Here is a 17,023-nt window from a genome sequence, read left to right on the forward strand (position 1 = left end):
CAATAACCCTATTTGCAATTTACTAATAAAAACGTATAATTTATACTAAGCACAGGAAGACGAAAGACAAAGGAGAGAAAAAATGGACGATTATGCTCATACTAAAGACATAGAACCTACAGCAGAAAACATCGCAAAAGCCATTTATACTGTTAACCGCCATGCTAAAACCGCACCAAATCCCAAGTTTCTTTATCTTTTGAAAAAACGTGCGCTGCAAAAACTATTGCAAGAAGGTAAAGGAAGAAAAGTGGGCCTACATTTCTCTAACAATCCCAGATATAGTCAACAACAGTCCGACGTGCTGATTGAAATTGGAGATTATTATTTTCATCTGCCACCAACTAAAGAAGACTTCGAATTTTTGCCACACTTAGGAAATTTAAATCAATCATATCGCAATCCAAAAGCGAATATGTCATTAAATCGAGCGAAACAAATACTTCAAACGTATGTCGGTTTAAAAGAAAAACCTGCCGCCACAAAACAAAAATCACATTATACAAAACCCGTCTTCAAACGGCTCGGGGAAAGTTATTTTTAAACAGAAAAACCACTCAAAGCGAGTGGTTTTTTCTTTAGATAATAAAATGATCTACTTTTTCAATCAACTGATGAATTTCTGGTTTACTAATTTGATCATCTGCACCGATGGTTTCCCCTTTATGACGCAGATCGTCCGTAATTAATGAAGAGAAAATGAGAATTGGAATGGACTGTGTTAAAGGATTGTCCTTCAGCAGCTTTGTTAATCGATGTCCATCCATTTTTGGCATTTCTATATCCGTAATAATCATATCAATTTCTTCTGTCACACTAATGCCTTTACTGACAAGATCCATGACATGGTCATATGCTTGTTTCCCATCTTCAAAGGTCACAATGTTTTTATAGCCTGCCTCGGTTAATTCATTTGTTAATAAGCGCATGAGAAGGGGAGAATCTTCCACAACATACAGCTTCTTCCCTGTTCTTCTCTCGTCTTTCTCACCGTCAAACATATGATATGTGTCTACACCAGATGCGGATTCAATATCATAGATGATTTTTTCGTAATCTGGAAGGAAAATCATTTTCTCGTCAAGCTTGATGATCCCTGTTAAATGACGATCCATTCCTTGATTGAGTGCAGTTGGTTTTTCAATCTCTTCCCAGCTGACGCGGTGAATTTGTGATACCGTTCCTGTATGGAACACAAATTTCCGTTGGTTGAATTCAGTCACAATGTATTTCTCTTGTTCTGACTGATCTGACTCGACATTAAAAAAGGAAAATAGATTGATGACTGGTAAAATCTCGCCTCGTAAACTAATCATCCCTTCTACATCTTGGTGAGAGTGCGGTACAACTGTCACCTCAACTGGCTGAATAATTTCTCTTACTTTCATGACGTTAATGCCGAATTGATTTGAACCAATTTCAAACTTCACAATTTCCAATTCATTAGTACCAGAGTCAAGTAAAATTTCTTGTTTGTTTAAAGCCACGGAAATCCCTCTATTCTTCAATATAAGATTGTACTTTTTATATCGGCAGCATGGGTAAAAAGTTGACGTTTCTTTACGCTTTCTCTCGCACGAATTGATGAATCACAAGTCCTATGGCTGCAAGGATGAGCAAAGACCCTAATGCAAGACGGCTTGCGAGATTCCCATGTGATGCAAATAGAAGTGTGACGGAGCCATAAATGATGGGACCAACAATTGAAGACACCTTTCCCGAAAACGCAAAGAGACCAAAAAATTGCCCTCGTTTTTCTTTAGGCGTCAGCTCAATAATGAGGATTCGTGATGATCCCCAGCTTGCGCCAAGTGAAATGCCGAATAAACTGCCTGCTACCCAGAAGACCCATTCAGTTGTCGCTGTCACAGCTAGAATGAGCGCCACAATTAAAATGACATACACGACTGTAATCGAGCGCTTTGCCCCGATGGCCTTTGTGACATATCCGAATAGAAACGAGCCAATGATACTTGAAATCGTGGACACAAGATAAAGCAAAATAAATTGACCTGCCGTAAAACCAATGATAATTTTTGCATAAACAGCCATCATCGCAATCGCTGTCTGCAACGCATCATTCATAAAAAAGAAAGCGATCATAAAAATAAAGGCCGGTTTGTACTGCTTCATCTCTTTAAATGTACGAATAATCTCTTTATACCCGCTGAAAAAAGACGCCTTTTTCTCTTGCTGCGGGAGAGGTTGAGGATCTTTTATAATAAAGAGAAAGGGCAGAAAAAAGAGAAAGAATAAAAGGGCTGTCGGAATGAATGCTTCATGAAACTGGTCATTTCCTACAAGTAAATAAACAGAAAGGCCGACAAGTGTACCTAAATAGCCGACAGCAATACCGAATCCAGAAATGAGGGGGATTTCATCCTTTGTCCCAAGATCGGGCAAAATGGTGTCATAAAAAACAAGACTAGAGTGATAGAAAAATTTGGCGATGACGAACAAGGTAACCACCACCAATAAGGAGACAGGAAGACCAAACCATTCGCTTGAGAAATCAATCCCAGCAAAGATCCCCATCATAAAGGTACAGGCAATACAAATCAGGGTAAACACTGTGATATACCGCTTCTTTTTCCCTGTACGATCAATCAGCACACCATATAAAGGCGTAAAAATGACGAGGAAAAAGCTTGCAAGTGCGTTCGCATAAGAAATAAATGTGCTGGCGATTTGATCCATCCTCGCACTGTCGCCTATCGTCTCCTGCAAGTAAAATGGGAAGAAAATGGTGATCATATTCGATGAAAATATCGTATTTGCAAAATCATACAATGCCCAGGCCAAAACAGGTGCTGTGAAAAAGAGCCCGAAGCTTGCCCCTTTTTTCTGAACGGTCATTTTCCCTCTTTTCAATAGATTGACTCCCTTCTCTGCTTTATTTTCACTATCATTCTACTTTATGTGACGTTTCCCTCTTCCATACAAGCAATCTATACAAAAAGCACCCCGTACTATTTAGCAGAGGTGCTTCTTTTCATTATTTCTTTACGACAATGGTACTTGCAATCAAGTCGTGAAGTGCTTGTTTTTTTTCTGTGAAAAACGCAATGATGTAGCCAATGAATAAGATTGGAGACAAAAAGCCTTTTGCAAAAAAGCGGCCTGTCGCGCGCCCAAATGTTATTTTTCCACCCGTTACTTTTGTCACTTTGATGCCAAGAGCCATCTTGCCAAGAGTTCCTTGCAACTTTGATGATTCCATGATCGCATAATAAAGCCAAGTCACCGCGATACCGATTAAGGTCGTTACGCCATAGAAAAAGAGAAGGCCCACAATGACTGCCCATTCTTCATCCGTGATCACCGTTGAAGAATAGTAATAGCTATCATCATACATTAAAAATGCCGCCTCAGGGCTTGAGACAAAAAAGAGTGTTGCGAGAATAAATACAATGATTGAAAATGGTACACTAATAATGACACCGTCTAAAAGATGAGCAAGAAAACGATAACCTACTCCAGCTAGTTCAGGATGTTTTTCTTCTTGAATAGGTGCTTCTGACATGTTTGTTTCCATCCTATTTCTCCTTTATTATGTATGTTTTCTATAAATTTCTTATAATCATTCGTTATTATATCTTATGAATATCGCAAGATCAATGGAGCTTTACATTTTTACATGAATTTTAGATCATTTTTCAATGATGATTTATGTGAATAAATACTGAAAATTCACGAAAATTATGGCACATCTAGTTCTTTCAACGCCTGATTTTTTAACATTTTGTGATATTTTCCTCTCATTTCGATTCTTCTGTTGACAATCACGTTTCACATGGTACAATAGTCAAGGATTTTTTAAAGAAAGGTGTTCATGATGGGAACTGTCGTACTATTAAAGAACAACGAAATGACTGTGATTGAAGATATTTGCGAAGCTGATTTTTTAGATATGAAACATGGTTTATCAAATGAAGATGCTGCTTATATCTCTTGGTATGAAGATTACGATACTGCTTATGGATATTGATTTCATTTCATAGATGAAGCGTAAAAAAAGGCGATACAACCTTCAAAGAGGTGGTATCGCCTTTTTACGTTTGTGTGCTTCTTTCACTTTCAGGTTCTACATGAATAAAGATTTGTGCATGCGGAAACGCCTGCTGAATGTTCTCTTCAATTCGATCACATAATTGGTGAACATCTTCAATGGTTGTTTTTCCATGAACAATCAAATGAAAATCAATATATTCTTCAGCACCGGATCGTCTTGTTCGAAAGTCATGATATTCAATGAATTCTTGGCTGAATGTTTGAATGATGGCCTCTATCGCTTGTTCTTCTTCCGGGGTTAACCGGGCGTCGACAAGCGGCGGGAAGGCTTCCTTCATGAGTTTAAATGCTTCACGCATAATATAGAGCGCTAGCACCATTCCAATAATCGGATCGAGGAAATACCAGTCCGTTAATGCAACAAGCAATAAACTAATGGCAACCCCTAGTGACGTAAACACATCTGTTAAAAGATGCAGTGCATTCGATTTCATGGCAACAGAATGTACTCGCTCTGCCTCTTTGTTCACAACTCTTGACACAACAAAATTGATAAGTGCGCCGATCAGCATGACCACAATACCAAGTACCGGCAGTTTAACAGGCTCTGGATGCATTAATTTATGAACACATTCATAAATGATCCAAATCCCAGCAACAAAAATCAACAAAGTTTCAATCGTTCCAGAAATATTCTCAACTTTCCCATGTCCATAAGGATGTTTTGAATCTGCCGGCTTTCTTGAAATACGAACAGAGATAAATGCAATAAAAGAGGCCATTAAATCGAGAAAAGAGTGAATGGCTTCTGATAAAACCGCAACAGATCCAGTTAACACCCCTACAATGATTTTAAGGACCACAACAAACGTATTACTCATGACGGATAAAAAGGCTATTTTCGATGTCTTTGCTGATTGATCCATCTATTATCGTCCTCCTTCAGGAGATCGTATGCCTGTGAAAGCAATTCCCATGACTCGATTCTCTCGTTCTTTCAGTTTATACCGTTTTGCCTTATTCTAATCATCTTAAGCAGAGCTGTATTTTCCGAGCAGGTTACGCTATAATAAATGTTGCTCTTTCTTCATCTATCACTCATGCTGTGATGGATAGGAGAATAGACTACATATAACGATATCCGAAGCCTTTCCGCAGGTGACATTTATGCAGTGAATGGTAAAATAGGATAAAAACATAAATTTTTAAGGTGATGAGAAATGGAGCATTTGCTGAATCCAAGAGTAAAGGATATTGAAATTTCAGGCATTCGAACATTTTCAAATCTCGTATCTTCATATGAGGATGTCGTTTCATTGACCATAGGTCAGCCCGATTTTTATACGCCGCATCATGTCAAAACAGCTGCCAAAACAGCCATTGACGAGAATTTCACCTCGTATACTCATAACGCTGGGTTTTTAGAGCTAAGACAAGCGATCCAGCAATACATCAAAAAGAAAGTCCATCTTGATTATGATGCAGAGACAGAAATCATTGTGACAACAGGTGCGAGTCAAGCAATTGATGCTGCGTTTCGAACCATTTTGACTGAAGGCGATGAGGTCATCCTGCCCGGCCCTGTGTACCCTGGCTATGAACCGATCATTCGGATGTGCGGTGCGGTGCCCGTGCATATCGACACAACAAATGCCGGTTTTAAATTAAATGCCAAGCTGATTGAAGATGCATTAACGGAAAAGACAAAGTGTGTTGTCCTTCCATACCCTTCAAATCCAACTGGGGTCACGCTATTAGAAGAAGAATTGAAAGAAATTGCACAGCTTCTTGAAGGAAAGGATATTTTTATTCTATCTGATGAAATTTATAGTGAGCTGACATTTGATCGTCCACATCATTCCATTGCTTCTTTCTTAAAGGAACAGACGATTGTCATCAATGGACTGTCAAAATCTCATAGCATGACCGGATGGAGAATCGGCTTTTTATTTGCTTCCGCTCCTATTGCTAAACATGTATTAAAAGTACATCAATATAACGTGTCTTGTGCCTCGGCTATCTCACAAAAGGCGGCACTTGAAGCAGTGACAAATGGTGTAGATGATGCACTGATCATGAGAGAGCAATATAAGAAAAGGCTCGACTATGTATATGATCGACTCATTTCTATGGGGCTTCCGGTCATTAAGCCTTCCGGCGCTTTTTATATTTTCCCTTCCATTGAATCGTTTGGGATGAGTTCTTTTGATTTTTGCATGGAGTTGTTAGAAAGCACAAAACTTGCGGTCGTACCTGGTTCTGCTTTCTCTTCACTCGGAGAAGGATATGTGCGCCTTTCCTATGCATATTCACTTGAAACGTTAAAAGAAGGACTTGACCGTCTCGAACAATTTGTACTTGAAAAGCGTTCCATACAATCAACAGACGGATGAAACAACGGCTCTCTTGCCGTTGTTTTTATGTTGCGGGAAACATGATGTGAAACACAGTCCCTTTCTCAGGGTGGCTATCTACCCGGATGGTTCCGTTGTGATTTTCTAAAATATTAAATGTCACCATGAGCCCAAGCCCTGTTCCCTTTTCTTTTGTCGTTAAAAAAGGTTCACCGATCCGCTTCATGACCGATTCAGGAATACCAATTCCTTCATCTCTAATCGTGACAAGTATCCCTTCTTTTTCGGCTTTGGCGGTAATGTCTACCTTCCCTCCGTCCGGCATGGATTCGACGGCATTTTTGATTAAATTGATAAACACCTGCTTCAGCTGGTTTTGATCCCCATTCATCAGGAGATCCTCCTCGATATCACTTGTGTTCATCAAAATTCCATTTAAGTTGGCCTGTGTCTCTAACAGAGCGGTGACTTCGCTAATGATTTTTTTCAAATCAAGCGTCTGCATAGATGCTGTTTGCTGCGGCTTCGCAAGCATTAGTAGCTCACTTAAGATGATTTCAATCCGGCTCAGCTCAGAGAAGACAATTTCAAAATATTGATCACGGTCTTTTGTTTTTGGTTTAATGAGCTGTAAAAAGCCCTTAATCGCCGTCAGTGGATTCCTTATTTCATGTGCAATGCCTGCTGCCAATTGACCTGCGATTGATAATTTTTCAGAGCGCAGCATGAGTTCTTCTGTTTGTTTTCGTTCAGATATATCTCTTAAAATAATTTGAACGGCTGTTTCACCAAAAAATGTGGTAGGGATACAAACCATTTCTGTATAAATCAACCGGTGTTTAAACGTATGGCAGCTCATCGTCACAATCTCAGAATCTGATGCTCTTTCGATAATACGTGATAAGCTCTTTTTCACTTTTTGCTGATCACATGAATGGATTTGATGAAAGATATCTTTTCCGATTAATTTATCGTAATGTTCGGCTTCAAATAATTTAATACCTGATTCATTCATAAATACCCATTTATGATCGTGGATGACGGCAATGGTATCAATAGAATTTTGGATAAGCAGCTGATACCGCTCTCTACTTTTTTGAAGAACGGTTTGAAATTTTTTACGGGAAGAGATATCTACTAATAGTAAAAGTTCTGCACGTTGATTTTGATAAATTGCCGGAGATGACTTCACTTCAATATGAATCATGCTCCCGTCTTTCCTTTTCCATATTTGTTCTATCATTCCGACTGGAAGGCCTTGCTGCAGTCTTTTGATTCGGCTTCTCACAATGTCATGGTACTCCTCGGCAATAAAATCAAACGCAGACTTGCCGATCATTTCATCTTTTGTACATACACCCATTAATTGCAGCATCGCATCGTTGGCATACACAATTTTCCCAAGCGCCGTAATACATAACGGATTTGGCAGCATGGCAATCAGATTTTCAGCTTCACTGACATCTTGGAAAGCCGGTAGACTGCCTAACGACTGTTCTGACACTTCTGTTGGTTGAAATACTGCTTTTTGAGGCTCTGTATTCATTACCCTCATTTTCAGGATCATTTCTCTACTTAATTCGTTGTCTAACCCATCACAAGCAACAAAATCAATGCTTGCTTCTACCCATACAGCTGTAAGATCACTTCTAAGCAGTCTAAAGTGGCAAATCTCTAGCATGTGCTGATTATAGAAATAACTTTCGACGAGAAATTGATCTTCGGTATGAACAAAGTCTTTCAAAAAACACCCTAGTAAATCCTTTTGTTCATAGAGCAAAAGCTGCTTACAATTGGAAGAAATGTAGAGAAAGCGGCCATTAGAAGAAAGAACGGCATGTAAATCAATATTCGAGTACAGCTGATTCGAATCTTTCATTTTTTGTTCCATCGTCGTCCGACCCTCCTTTAATTTTTTTAGGGTTGTCCTTAGTTTGATGTATAAAAAGGATTCGCTAGAAAAACCGTATTTTCCTCCCAATCTCGTGTGAAACGTCCATATTTTCAGCAAAAAGGGAGCACTTTCTCTTGCTGTGCTCCCTGCTGTTTATTGCTTTTCATATTTCTTTTGTAATTCAACGTACTTATCAACAATTTTACTTGGAATGGTTTTAATGACAGGATCTTTATCTGATACATACGGTGTGACGACACTAAATGCCACTTTCGGATTGGAAGAAGGATAATATCCTCCAAAGGTTAAATTGTACGTGGCATTCCCCCACCAGCTCCGGTTGGCACCATAGTAGAAGGTTTGGGCTGTACCCGTTTTCCCTGCGACATCATGCTGACCGAACCGGCCAGCGGCAGTCCCGCCTGTTGATGTGACCATTTTTAGTCCCATTTTGACACGGTCAATATCTGCTTTCGAGTTGTTAATGGTGTTCAGCACCTTTGGCTCATATTTCTTCACAACAGGGCCTACTTCTTCCTTATTCGTTGGAAAGTGAACACTTTTCACCACTCTTGGCTGAATACGGTTACCTCCATTTGCGATGGTCGACATGTATTGTGCGACTTGAAGTGGTGTATACGTGTCATACTGACCAATCGCTTCATCAAGCAAGAGTCCGCCGACTGTCTGAGGATGCGTCTGCATTCCGCTTGATTCCTGCGGCAAATCGATGCCTGTTTTCACACCAAGACCGAATTGCGCATAGTAGTTTCTCATTTTTTGTAAGTGTTCAGGTCTTGCCCGTAACGGGCCATCTTTTTGATAGGTAATCCCTGCCATTCTCATCGCCACTTGGAACATATAAACGTTGGAACTTTTTTGGAGTGCCTGAAGGTCGTTAACCCACCCAAGATCTTTGTAAGACCTCTTCGGTTTTCCACTTCCCGCAAAATACAGCGGTGTATCCATATAGGATTGGTTGTGTGACATGCCATCTTGATAACCAGAGAGGACAGTAGCTCCTTTGACAACAGAGCCCATTTCATACTGTGTCGTAAATGTTCCGATCGCATAATCTGTGACGTCTCTGCCGTCCATTTTCTTTCCTGACATCGCGAGAACATCACCTGTGTTTGGGTCCATCATCACAACAAAGGCACGGTCCATCATATAGTTTCTTGCACTAGCGGATCTTAGCTCTGATTCAACGATTTTGTCGACTTCCTTTTGCAGCTCCATATCAAATGTGAGTGCAAGGTCAAGTCCTCTTCGTCCTTCTGTCCGCTTGATTTCATCAAGCAGTTTTCCGCCGACCTGTGTATATTGAACAGTTGCTTTTTCTGGATTGAGAAAATCCTCATATTGATATTCTAAATAACTTTTTCCTACTCGGTCATTTCTCGAGTAACCTCTTGCCATATAGTAATCTTCACGCTCTTTTATAATGCCTTGCTCTGGGGTGGTGACACCGCCAAGGACATTATAAAGGGTTTTTTCATACGGATATTTCCTTGTCCAGTCATTGATGACATTTACACCAGGCAGTTCATCAAGATGCTCTGATACAAGTGAGATCTCTTCGTATGTCAAACTTACGGATGATGTCTGTTTTGATTCTTTTGTTTCATCAAGCAGCGCAACTTTTTCGTCCCCTTTTTTCTCTTCGTTCGGGTCCATCGCTTTCACGATTTGAGGTTCAAAGGCATATCCGCCTGTAAACCTGCGATAGATCGCTGCAACTGCTTTTTCCTCTGCATCTTTTTCGATCGCCTTGACTTCTTTTTTAGGCACACGCTCTACTTGAAGAGGATAGACATCTTTTGCTTTAAGATTCTTTTGCTCTGCTTTTGAAATGAGCTTATCCGCTTCTTTCGGGTGGCTGGCCAGCCAAAAATCTCGAATGTCACGCTCTCTCAAAAAATCTGTATCCATTTTTATATAAGTCGCAAGTTTTCTTGCTACTTTAATCTTATCCTCCGCTTTCACACCGCTTTCTGATGTATAAACGATGGCAGGTACACTTTCGTTATCAACAACGACTCTTCCTCTCGCGTCATACATTTTTCCTCTTGGAGACGGGTATGATGCTGTTTTGACCTCAGTTCGGTTGGCTTGCTTTTTATAATCCTCACCATTGACGATTTGCAGCACGCCGAGCTTGATGACAAGTCCAGCAAATAAACTAAATACAGCGAAGAAAAAGAGATTAATTCTCCAGGCGTTCCGGCGCTTCATTTTTTTCTGCTCGGCAGCACCTTGATGCTGTTTCTCTCCCACTTATGTAGCTCCTCTCATCCTTTCAATCTTTTACAATTACCACTCATTATTGTAACACTTTTGTAATAGTTGTTACAGCGAAACAAGTGAAAAAAAGCTGTCAATCCCTATTCTGCAAAAAAATATACTAACACTTTAAAATATTGGTATGTTTATGTCGTTTTCTTTAAATAGAAAGATTCTCCATTCATTGATATGAAGAGACTCTTTCTATGACTTTAACAAAAATGACAAATGGGCGTTGTCAATGGAGGATGCTGGTACGTTTATAACAAAAAGTCCATGTTATGATTTTCTGTGAGAAAACAAAACAAAGATTTTAGGAGGAGTTACAAAATGAAAAAGAAATCATTCATTTTTTCAGCGCTGACAGCTGCTGCATTGATCACGTTCACTGGAGGGCATTCAGCTGATGCGAAAGAGCTTAACCTGAAACAAGTCATAAACGTACAGCATCAAGCCATTGATCTTCATACATTAGCTGCAAAATTACATATCTCTTCAGATGTAAACAAGCTAAGCACTTCAAATCAAAAAGAGATCGAAGCTCTATTAAACAAGCTGATCAAAAGTGGTCAACCTGTTACTGGTACAAAAGTGGTGAAAGAAGTTAATAAAGCAAAAAATGAGCAAAAACAAGAATCAGTGAAAAAACCAGCTGCTTCTAAACCAAGCACACCAGCAAAACAAAACACAACGAACAACAGCTCAAAATCTGATCAAAAAGACACAACTGCAACAAAAGCAGACAGCAGCTTAAATGCATTTGAACAAGAAGTGGTTGAACTGACAAATAAAGAGCGTGCAAAACAAGGCTTAAAAGCTCTTTCTGTTGATTCTAAATTAAGCAAATCTGCTCGCGCTAAATCACAAGATATGAAAGATAAAAACTATTTCTCTCATACAAGCCCAACTTACGGATCTCCATTTGATCAAATGAAGCAATTTGGTATCACGTACAAAACAGCAGGTGAAAACATTGCTCAAGGTCAAAGATCACCTCAAGAAGTAGTAACAGCTTGGATGAACAGTGAAGGTCACAGAGCGAACATTTTAAACAAAAACTATACACATATCGGTGTAGGTTATGTGAAATCTGGTAACTACTGGACGCAGCAATTCATCGGAAAATAAGATCAAAAAAACCTGTCTCTATTTGGGACAGGTTTTTAATTTGTCTTCTTTTTTCAGCCATGTGAGGGCTTGTTTACACGCTACAAACTGTTCCACCTAGGCGGGGCAGTTTTTTTATTTCACCCATAATTTATAGATGCTTTGTGTTCCGCTGTTTTCTTCGCCCTGTTCGCTGAGTTTTTCATATAATGACTTCGCTAGTGAAAGGCCTGGCATCTCTTCTCCCATCAGCTCTGCCTCTTCAAGTGCAATGCCCATATCCTTAATAAAATGCTTCACATAAAATCCTGGCTCGAAATCACCTTTCAGCATTCTTGGCGCAAGGTTTGACAAAGACCAGCTGCCGGCTGCTCCTGTTGTAATGCTTTTAAGTACCTGCTCTGAATCAAGTCCTGATTTTTCAGCATAGGCCATTGCCTCAGCCACACCTACCATCCCTGCTGCGATAGCAATTTGGTTACACATTTTTGTATGCTGACCACTTCCTGCAGGTCCTTGATATTGAATATTTTCTCCCATTTGCTGAAATAGCGGCAGGCACGCTTCATAGGCTGCTTTTTCTCCACCAATCATAATGGCCAGCGTGCCATTTTTGGCTCCTATGTCTCCGCCAGAGACCGGCGCATCTAATGCAAATAGTCCTTTTTCCTTCGCTTTCGTTTCAATTTCTTTTGCCAGCTGAGGTTTCGATGTGGTCATATCAATGAGGTATGTACCAGGCGCAGCATGTGTCACGAGTCCATCTTCTCCTAAATAGACTTCTTCTACATCTGATGGATACCCGACCATTGTGATGACGGCATCTGCCTCCTTTGCGATCTCCTTTACGGTCGATTTCCAAAGAGCACCTTTTTGAACCAATGTGTCTGCCTTTGCTTTTGTTCTTGTATAAACAAGAACTTCGTAGCCAGCATCCATTAAATGCCCTGCCATACTACGGCCCATTACACCGATTCCAATAAAACCAACTGTTTTGATTTGTGCCATCACGAATTCCCCCTTATAGAGACTTTGTCAATCCACCATCAATGATGAGGGTTTGACCTGTCATATATGTATTGGCTTCAGATAAAAGAAAAGCCGCATATGCTGCAAATTCCTCTGGCTGTCCGTAACGGCCCAGCGGAATCATACGTTCAGCTTGTGCTTTGATCTCTTCAACCGATTGTTGCTCCTCCTGTGCACGGTGTTTGTCCAACTGTTTCACGCGCTCTGTTTCAATTTTCCCCGGGGCTAAGGTATTGATCAAAATACCATCTTTGGCAAGCTCCTGAGCAGCTGTTTTTGTCCAGCCGGTAATGGCCGGTCTAAATGTATTCGACAGCATCAAGCCTGGGATCGGTTCTTTGACCGACATAGATGCAATATTTAACACTCGTGCACCTTGTTTTTTTAAATACGGCAAGGCTTCTTTTAATAACCGAATATAGCTGAGTAAATGAAGCTGAAATGATTCCATCCAATCTTCATCTGTTAAGGTTTCAAGTGTTCCTGTTTGAGGACCGCCTGTGTTGTTCACTAGTATATCAAGACGTTTTTCATCACCTGTTGCTGCGACGACAAGCGCTTTAATTTGCTCGGCATCAGATACATCACATACTTGATACGTTAGCTTCCCTTTTACAAGCGGGGATAATTCTTTGACCGCTTCTTGCAGCGTTTGCTCATGTCTTCCCGAGAGCATCACATCTGCTCCCTCTTTTGCAAGATGAAAGGCAATGGCTTTACCGATACCTTGACTGCTTGCTGCGACCAATGCTTTTTTTCCAGATAGATTAACATGCATGTTGGCACCCTCCTCTGTTCATATTTTATCATACAAAAAGAACCTTGCTCACATGGCAAGGTTCTTTTCTGCAAGATTATAGTTTAAACCGATTGACTGCCTGACGCAGTGCCTGACTTGATTCGTTCAACATTTCTGTTGATGTTTTCGTTCTTTCTAAAGCTTGTACTTGTTCGTCTGTGGAAGCATGTACTTCCTCAGCTGAAGCGGCGGATTCTTGTGAAATGGCCGCAATACTTTGAATGGAATCATTCATTTTCTGCTGTTCTTCAGTCATTTCATTGATTTGTGTATGAATGCTGTCAATGGAGCCGACAAGTGCCTGCATTTCCATTGTGATACTACTGAGTGCCTCACCTGTTGAATTGATGGCATCACCTTGTTCTTCATTCATTTTGCTTGCTGCTGTCATCGCTTCAGCTGCCTTTTTCGATTCATCTTGAATGAGTTTTACGGTTTCACTAATATGTTTCGTTGATTCTGCAGATTGTTCAGCCAGCTTTCTGACTTCTTCTGCAACAACAGCAAATCCTCTTCCGCTTTCTCCTGCTCTCGCTGCTTCAATACTTGCATTCAGTGCGAGTAAATTCGTTTGATCTGAGATTTCAGAGATCGCTGTTACGACGTTTTCAATATTTTTTGTTTTATGCTCAAGGTCAAGCAGCATTTGCTCTACCTTCTTCGATTCTTCATTCGCTTGTGTTGATTTTTGGACGAGCAGACCAAGAGCATCAAGTCCTCTATAGCTTGCATCTTCCGATGATTTTGAGTTGGTTTGCATTTGCGTGGCAAGCTCACCCATATGACGAACTTTTTCATACAAATGCTCTGATTTTTCATTAATGGTTTCCGCTTCTGATGCTTGTTTCGTTGCTCCTACAGCGACCTCTTGAATAGCCGTTGCAATCTGTTCACTAGACAGCAAGGTCTCGTTTGAAATTTGTGTCACTTCATCCGTTGATTTCACAACCTGATCTGAAGACTCTTTCACTTTTTCAATTAAGTCCCTGATACCTTCAGTCATTTGATTAAAGCTTTTCGTCAGGAAACCTATCTCATCCTGAGACTTCGACTCAAGCGAGCTGGTTAAATCGCCTTCAGACACTTTACGAACATGCTCGATGAGGCGTTTAATTGGTGTTGTAATGCTTCTAGCCAATAAGTAGCTTAGAATCATGGCAAGTATAATGGCAATGACAGAAATAATGATACTTGTCTGATTCATTTGTTCAGTGATCCAAAGAAGTTTCTTTTTCTCGAAGCTCACACCGATCGTCCAGTTTGCCTCTTTAATTTTTGAGATGACGGTCAGCTGTTTGTCATCATCAATACCCGAGTTGTCGATCGCTTTTTTCACAGAAGCGACTTTTGAGATATTTTTTCCTTGCTCTGTTGGATGTGCCAAAATGGTCCCTGTGCCGTCAACTAAGAAAGCCGTTCCCATATAAGGAATCTTTTGTTCTTTTATATAAGACTGAATGGAAGCCAGTTTCAAGTCAAGTCCAGCGACACCGACTACTTTCCCATTTCGTACGATCGCCTTCGTGGCTGAAACGACCATTTCATTTGTTGCTTTATCAATGTACGGATCTGTCCATAGGACTTCGTCAGGCTTTTCAGCTGCTTGAATATACCAGTCTCGTTTAGACGGATCATACCCTTCACCAAAATCGGACTCCGGGAAAGCGAACATTTTACCATCACTTGTTCCTATATAGGCAAGCGAGATGAGTTCATCCTGCTCCTGCAATCCTTTTAATTCATCGTTTTCAAATGCCAATGTCTGCTTTGTTTGTTTTTGTGCAAAATCTTCAGTAAGTGTACTTGTTGCCAATTTGTTAATCGTATCACCGTAATTCTCAAGCTTTAGTGCTATGATGTCTCTCATGCTTTCTGCCGTTGCTGCTGTCGTTGTTTTCGCATCTCGTTCAATCAATGGTCTTAATACTAAATTGGAACCCACTTGAACTGCGACAACGGTTAAAATTAAAATAACTGAGATGAAAACAGCTATTCTCACTTGAAGTTTCTTAAACATCTCATCACCCCTACATCCTACTTTCGCATCTTAATGTGTATATCGGCAAAATTGGTACCGCATTCAATAGTTGTAAGAAAATTTAAATAGAAAAAACAAGCCATAATGACTTGTTTTAAGTAAAATATTCAATTTTTGCAGACGGAAAGTACTGTTCGATATATGATTCTAATGTCTGTCTAAGTTCTTGTTCTTCATCTTTTTGATAGATATATTTTCCAATTCCATATCTACCCCACTTATATCTTCTCTTTTCTTCATCTAGTTCTAGTTTTGTTTTCGGATAGTTTTTTTGGATGACACGCTTCGCCGGTTTTGTAAAACGGTGCTGAATCATTTCAAAGGTGATATCTTGTCTCACTTCTTCAGGGAGAGCTGCATCGAGTTTTTCAAATAGGACTTTATAGCCCTCTTGCCACCCTTCATGAATGTAAATAGGGGCAATAATAAAGCCCAGTGGATAGCCTGCTTTTGCTACCTTTACAGCCGCTTCAATCCGCTGATCGAGTGGTGATGTTCCAGGTTCGAAATATTTAATGACATAATCGGCATTGATACTAAAGCGGAATCTTGTTCGCCCATTGTGTTTTGCGTCTAACAAATGGTCTACATGATGAAATTTCGTAACAAAGCGTAGTTTGCCAAGATCGGTTTGACCAAAGTATTCAATCGCTCGTTTGAGTGTGTGAGTCAAATGGTCAATTCCCACGATATCAGATGTACACGAGGCTTCAAATCGCGTGATATCAGGTGCACGCTCGTTCATGTACTGTTCAGCCTGATCTAAGATCTCTTCTACATTGACATATGTGCGAATGTACGGCTTACTCCCCATCGTCGTTTGCAGGTAGCAATAATGGCAATGCCCCATGCATCCTGTCGCAAACGGAATGGCATACTCTGCAGATGGTTTAGATGTATCAAATTTCAAGGTTTTTCTCACGCCGATAACGAGCGTCGATTTTGCATTACGGTACTTTTGTAAATCATTTTTCCCCGGAATATTTCTCACTTGGTTGTGTGAGGTTGTTTCTCTAATTTCAATTCCCATACCTTCAAATTTTTCTTTCAGCTCTTGTCCTAATGGGTACTCTAGCGCCCGAGGTTCAATATACACAAGCTGAGGAACGAACGGTTTGATCATATTTAGCACATCCTTACCTTATAGGTTCATACCGTTACTTTAACCTCTCAGGATGGCTTCTATCCTTTCTAAAATCTCCCTTATTCAAACAGATCTTGATAAAGGGCTTCTGCTTCTTCGTATGTTGGAAATACGGCATCATCAGGGGCTAATGGGTGATATGTTTCAAGTAGAAATAGCGCAAGCTCTTGTTCATTGTAAGGGTGTGAAACGATTTCCGCTTCTTTAATTTGTGCAACATTGGCTGCATGTGGATTTCGATAAATGACATATACTTGATCACCTGGCTTATAGTCAGAGAAAGACAAACTGGTCACCTCCATTTTTTATGTTAGGATGCCCTTCTCTGCAAGCGATATGACTGATTATGATAAAATTCGACAAA

15 protein-coding genes and 1 pseudogene are annotated in these 17,023 nt (G+C 40.2%); 4 read left to right on the top strand and 12 right to left on the bottom strand.

Annotated elements, in window-relative coordinates; translation table 11 throughout:
- The first annotated feature begins 82 nt into the window (after window positions 1-82).
- Window positions 83-544, top strand: coding sequence for a YkyB family protein (locus FXF70_RS09745; RefSeq protein ID WP_007498684.1), 462 nt, complete (start codon window positions 83-85; stop codon window positions 542-544).
- A 34-nt stretch (window positions 545-578) separates the two neighbouring features.
- Here the strand turns inward: FXF70_RS09745 and FXF70_RS09750 are convergent, their stop codons facing one another.
- The 3 genes from FXF70_RS09750 to FXF70_RS09760 form a co-directional block, all read right to left on the bottom strand.
- The gene (locus tag FXF70_RS09750; protein ID WP_008348035.1) at window positions 579-1,487 is read right to left on the bottom strand and encodes a chemotaxis protein; all 909 of its coding nucleotides are present in this window, start codon (window positions 1,485-1,487) and stop codon (window positions 579-581) included.
- A 73-nt stretch (window positions 1,488-1,560) separates the two neighbouring features.
- Window positions 1,561-2,871, bottom strand: a complete 1,311-nt coding sequence (locus FXF70_RS09755) for an MFS transporter (protein ID WP_148780169.1) — start codon at window positions 2,869-2,871, stop codon at window positions 1,561-1,563.
- A 124-nt stretch (window positions 2,872-2,995) separates the two neighbouring features.
- On the bottom strand, window positions 2,996-3,535 hold the full coding sequence (locus tag FXF70_RS09760; protein ID WP_007498690.1) for an RDD family protein: 540 nt from the start codon (window positions 3,533-3,535) through the stop codon (window positions 2,996-2,998).
- Between the two features lie 300 nt (window positions 3,536-3,835).
- Between FXF70_RS09760 and FXF70_RS19060 the strand changes: the two genes are divergently transcribed.
- Complete coding sequence (locus tag FXF70_RS19060; RefSeq protein WP_017367142.1) at window positions 3,836-3,988, top strand: hypothetical protein; 153 nt, start codon at window positions 3,836-3,838, stop codon at window positions 3,986-3,988.
- A 64-nt stretch (window positions 3,989-4,052) separates the two neighbouring features.
- Here FXF70_RS19060 and FXF70_RS09765 read toward each other — a convergent pair whose 3' ends face one another.
- Window positions 4,053-4,937 (bottom strand): cation diffusion facilitator family transporter, encoded by an 885-nt coding sequence (locus FXF70_RS09765; protein WP_017359428.1) that lies wholly within the window; start codon window positions 4,935-4,937, stop codon window positions 4,053-4,055.
- A gap of 294 nt (window positions 4,938-5,231) precedes the next feature.
- Between FXF70_RS09765 and FXF70_RS09770 the strand changes: the two genes are divergently transcribed.
- Window positions 5,232-6,404 carry an aminotransferase A gene (locus tag FXF70_RS09770; RefSeq protein ID WP_019743910.1) on the top strand — a complete coding sequence of 391 codons (1,173 nt, stop codon included), beginning with the start codon at window positions 5,232-5,234 and terminating at the stop codon, window positions 6,402-6,404.
- A gap of 25 nt (window positions 6,405-6,429) precedes the next feature.
- On the opposite strand, the gene FXF70_RS09775 is transcribed toward FXF70_RS09770, so the two are convergent.
- On the bottom strand, window positions 6,430-8,256 hold the full coding sequence (locus FXF70_RS09775; RefSeq protein WP_148780170.1) for a PAS domain-containing sensor histidine kinase: 1,827 nt from the start codon (window positions 8,254-8,256) through the stop codon (window positions 6,430-6,432).
- 156 nt (window positions 8,257-8,412) lie between these two features.
- Window positions 8,413-10,536, bottom strand: a complete 2,124-nt coding sequence (locus FXF70_RS09780; RefSeq protein ID WP_148780171.1) for a peptidoglycan D,D-transpeptidase FtsI family protein — start codon at window positions 10,534-10,536, stop codon at window positions 8,413-8,415.
- A gap of 336 nt (window positions 10,537-10,872) precedes the next feature.
- Here FXF70_RS09780 and FXF70_RS09785 point away from each other — a divergent pair, with 336 nt between their 5' ends.
- Complete coding sequence (locus FXF70_RS09785; protein WP_048003071.1) at window positions 10,873-11,670, top strand: CAP domain-containing protein; 798 nt, start codon at window positions 10,873-10,875, stop codon at window positions 11,668-11,670.
- Window positions 11,671-11,784: 114 nt separating this feature from the next.
- On the opposite strand, the gene FXF70_RS09790 is transcribed toward FXF70_RS09785, so the two are convergent.
- From FXF70_RS09790 to FXF70_RS09810, 6 genes and pseudogenes are all read right to left on the bottom strand, one after another.
- Window positions 11,785-12,657, bottom strand: coding sequence for an NAD(P)-dependent oxidoreductase (locus FXF70_RS09790; protein WP_148780172.1), 873 nt, complete (start codon window positions 12,655-12,657; stop codon window positions 11,785-11,787).
- A gap of 13 nt (window positions 12,658-12,670) precedes the next feature.
- The gene (locus tag FXF70_RS09795; RefSeq protein WP_148780173.1) at window positions 12,671-13,456 is read right to left on the bottom strand and encodes an SDR family oxidoreductase; all 786 of its coding nucleotides are present in this window, start codon (window positions 13,454-13,456) and stop codon (window positions 12,671-12,673) included.
- A gap of 76 nt (window positions 13,457-13,532) precedes the next feature.
- Window positions 13,533-14,480, bottom strand: coding sequence for a methyl-accepting chemotaxis protein (locus FXF70_RS19445; protein ID WP_370529227.1), 948 nt, complete (start codon window positions 14,478-14,480; stop codon window positions 13,533-13,535).
- Window positions 14,472-15,494: pseudogene (locus FXF70_RS19450) on the bottom strand (cache domain-containing protein); the annotation flags it as partial. The gene FXF70_RS19445 and the pseudogene FXF70_RS19450, both read right to left, overlap by 9 nt.
- Window positions 15,495-15,609: 115 nt before the next feature.
- Window positions 15,610-16,638 carry a spore photoproduct lyase gene (gene splB / locus FXF70_RS09805; protein WP_007498710.1) on the bottom strand — a complete coding sequence of 343 codons (1,029 nt, stop codon included), beginning with the start codon at window positions 16,636-16,638 and terminating at the stop codon, window positions 15,610-15,612.
- A gap of 80 nt (window positions 16,639-16,718) precedes the next feature.
- Entirely contained in the window at window positions 16,719-16,946 is a 228-nt protein-coding gene (locus tag FXF70_RS09810) for a transcriptional regulator SplA domain-containing protein (protein WP_008348056.1), read from the bottom strand.
- Between the last annotated feature and the right edge of the window lie 77 nt (window positions 16,947-17,023).

Origin of the sequence: Bacillus sp. Y3, from assembly GCF_008123875.1 — a bacterium.
GTDB lineage: Bacteria > Bacillota > Bacilli > Bacillales > Bacillaceae > Bacillus > Bacillus altitudinis.

Bases quoted from the DNA above. Each gene is read 5' to 3' on its own strand.
- FXF70_RS09745 (WP_007498684.1), top strand. From the start codon at position 83: ATGGACGATTATGCTCATACTAAAGACATAGAACCTACAGCAGAAAAC.
- FXF70_RS09760 (WP_007498690.1), bottom strand. From the start codon at position 3,535: ATGGAAACAAACATGTCAGAAGCACCTATTCAAGAAGAAAAACATCCT.
- FXF70_RS19060 (WP_017367142.1), top strand. From the start codon at position 3,836: ATGGGAACTGTCGTACTATTAAAGAACAACGAAATGACTGTGATTGAA.
- FXF70_RS09765 (WP_017359428.1), bottom strand. From the start codon at position 4,937: ATGGATCAATCAGCAAAGACATCGAAAATAGCCTTTTTATCCGTCATG.
- FXF70_RS09770 (WP_019743910.1), top strand. From the start codon at position 5,232: ATGGAGCATTTGCTGAATCCAAGAGTAAAGGATATTGAAATTTCAGGC.
- FXF70_RS09775 (WP_148780170.1), bottom strand. From the start codon at position 8,256: ATGGAACAAAAAATGAAAGATTCGAATCAGCTGTACTCGAATATTGAT.
- FXF70_RS09785 (WP_048003071.1), top strand. From the start codon at position 10,873: ATGAAAAAGAAATCATTCATTTTTTCAGCGCTGACAGCTGCTGCATTG.
- FXF70_RS09790 (WP_148780172.1), bottom strand. From the start codon at position 12,657: ATGGCACAAATCAAAACAGTTGGTTTTATTGGAATCGGTGTAATGGGC.
- FXF70_RS09795 (WP_148780173.1), bottom strand. From the start codon at position 13,456: ATGCATGTTAATCTATCTGGAAAAAAAGCATTGGTCGCAGCAAGCAGT.
- FXF70_RS19445 (WP_370529227.1), bottom strand. From the start codon at position 14,480: ATGACTGAAGGTATCAGGGACTTAATTGAAAAAGTGAAAGAGTCTTCA.
- splB (WP_007498710.1), bottom strand. From the start codon at position 16,638: ATGATCAAACCGTTCGTTCCTCAGCTTGTGTATATTGAACCTCGGGCG.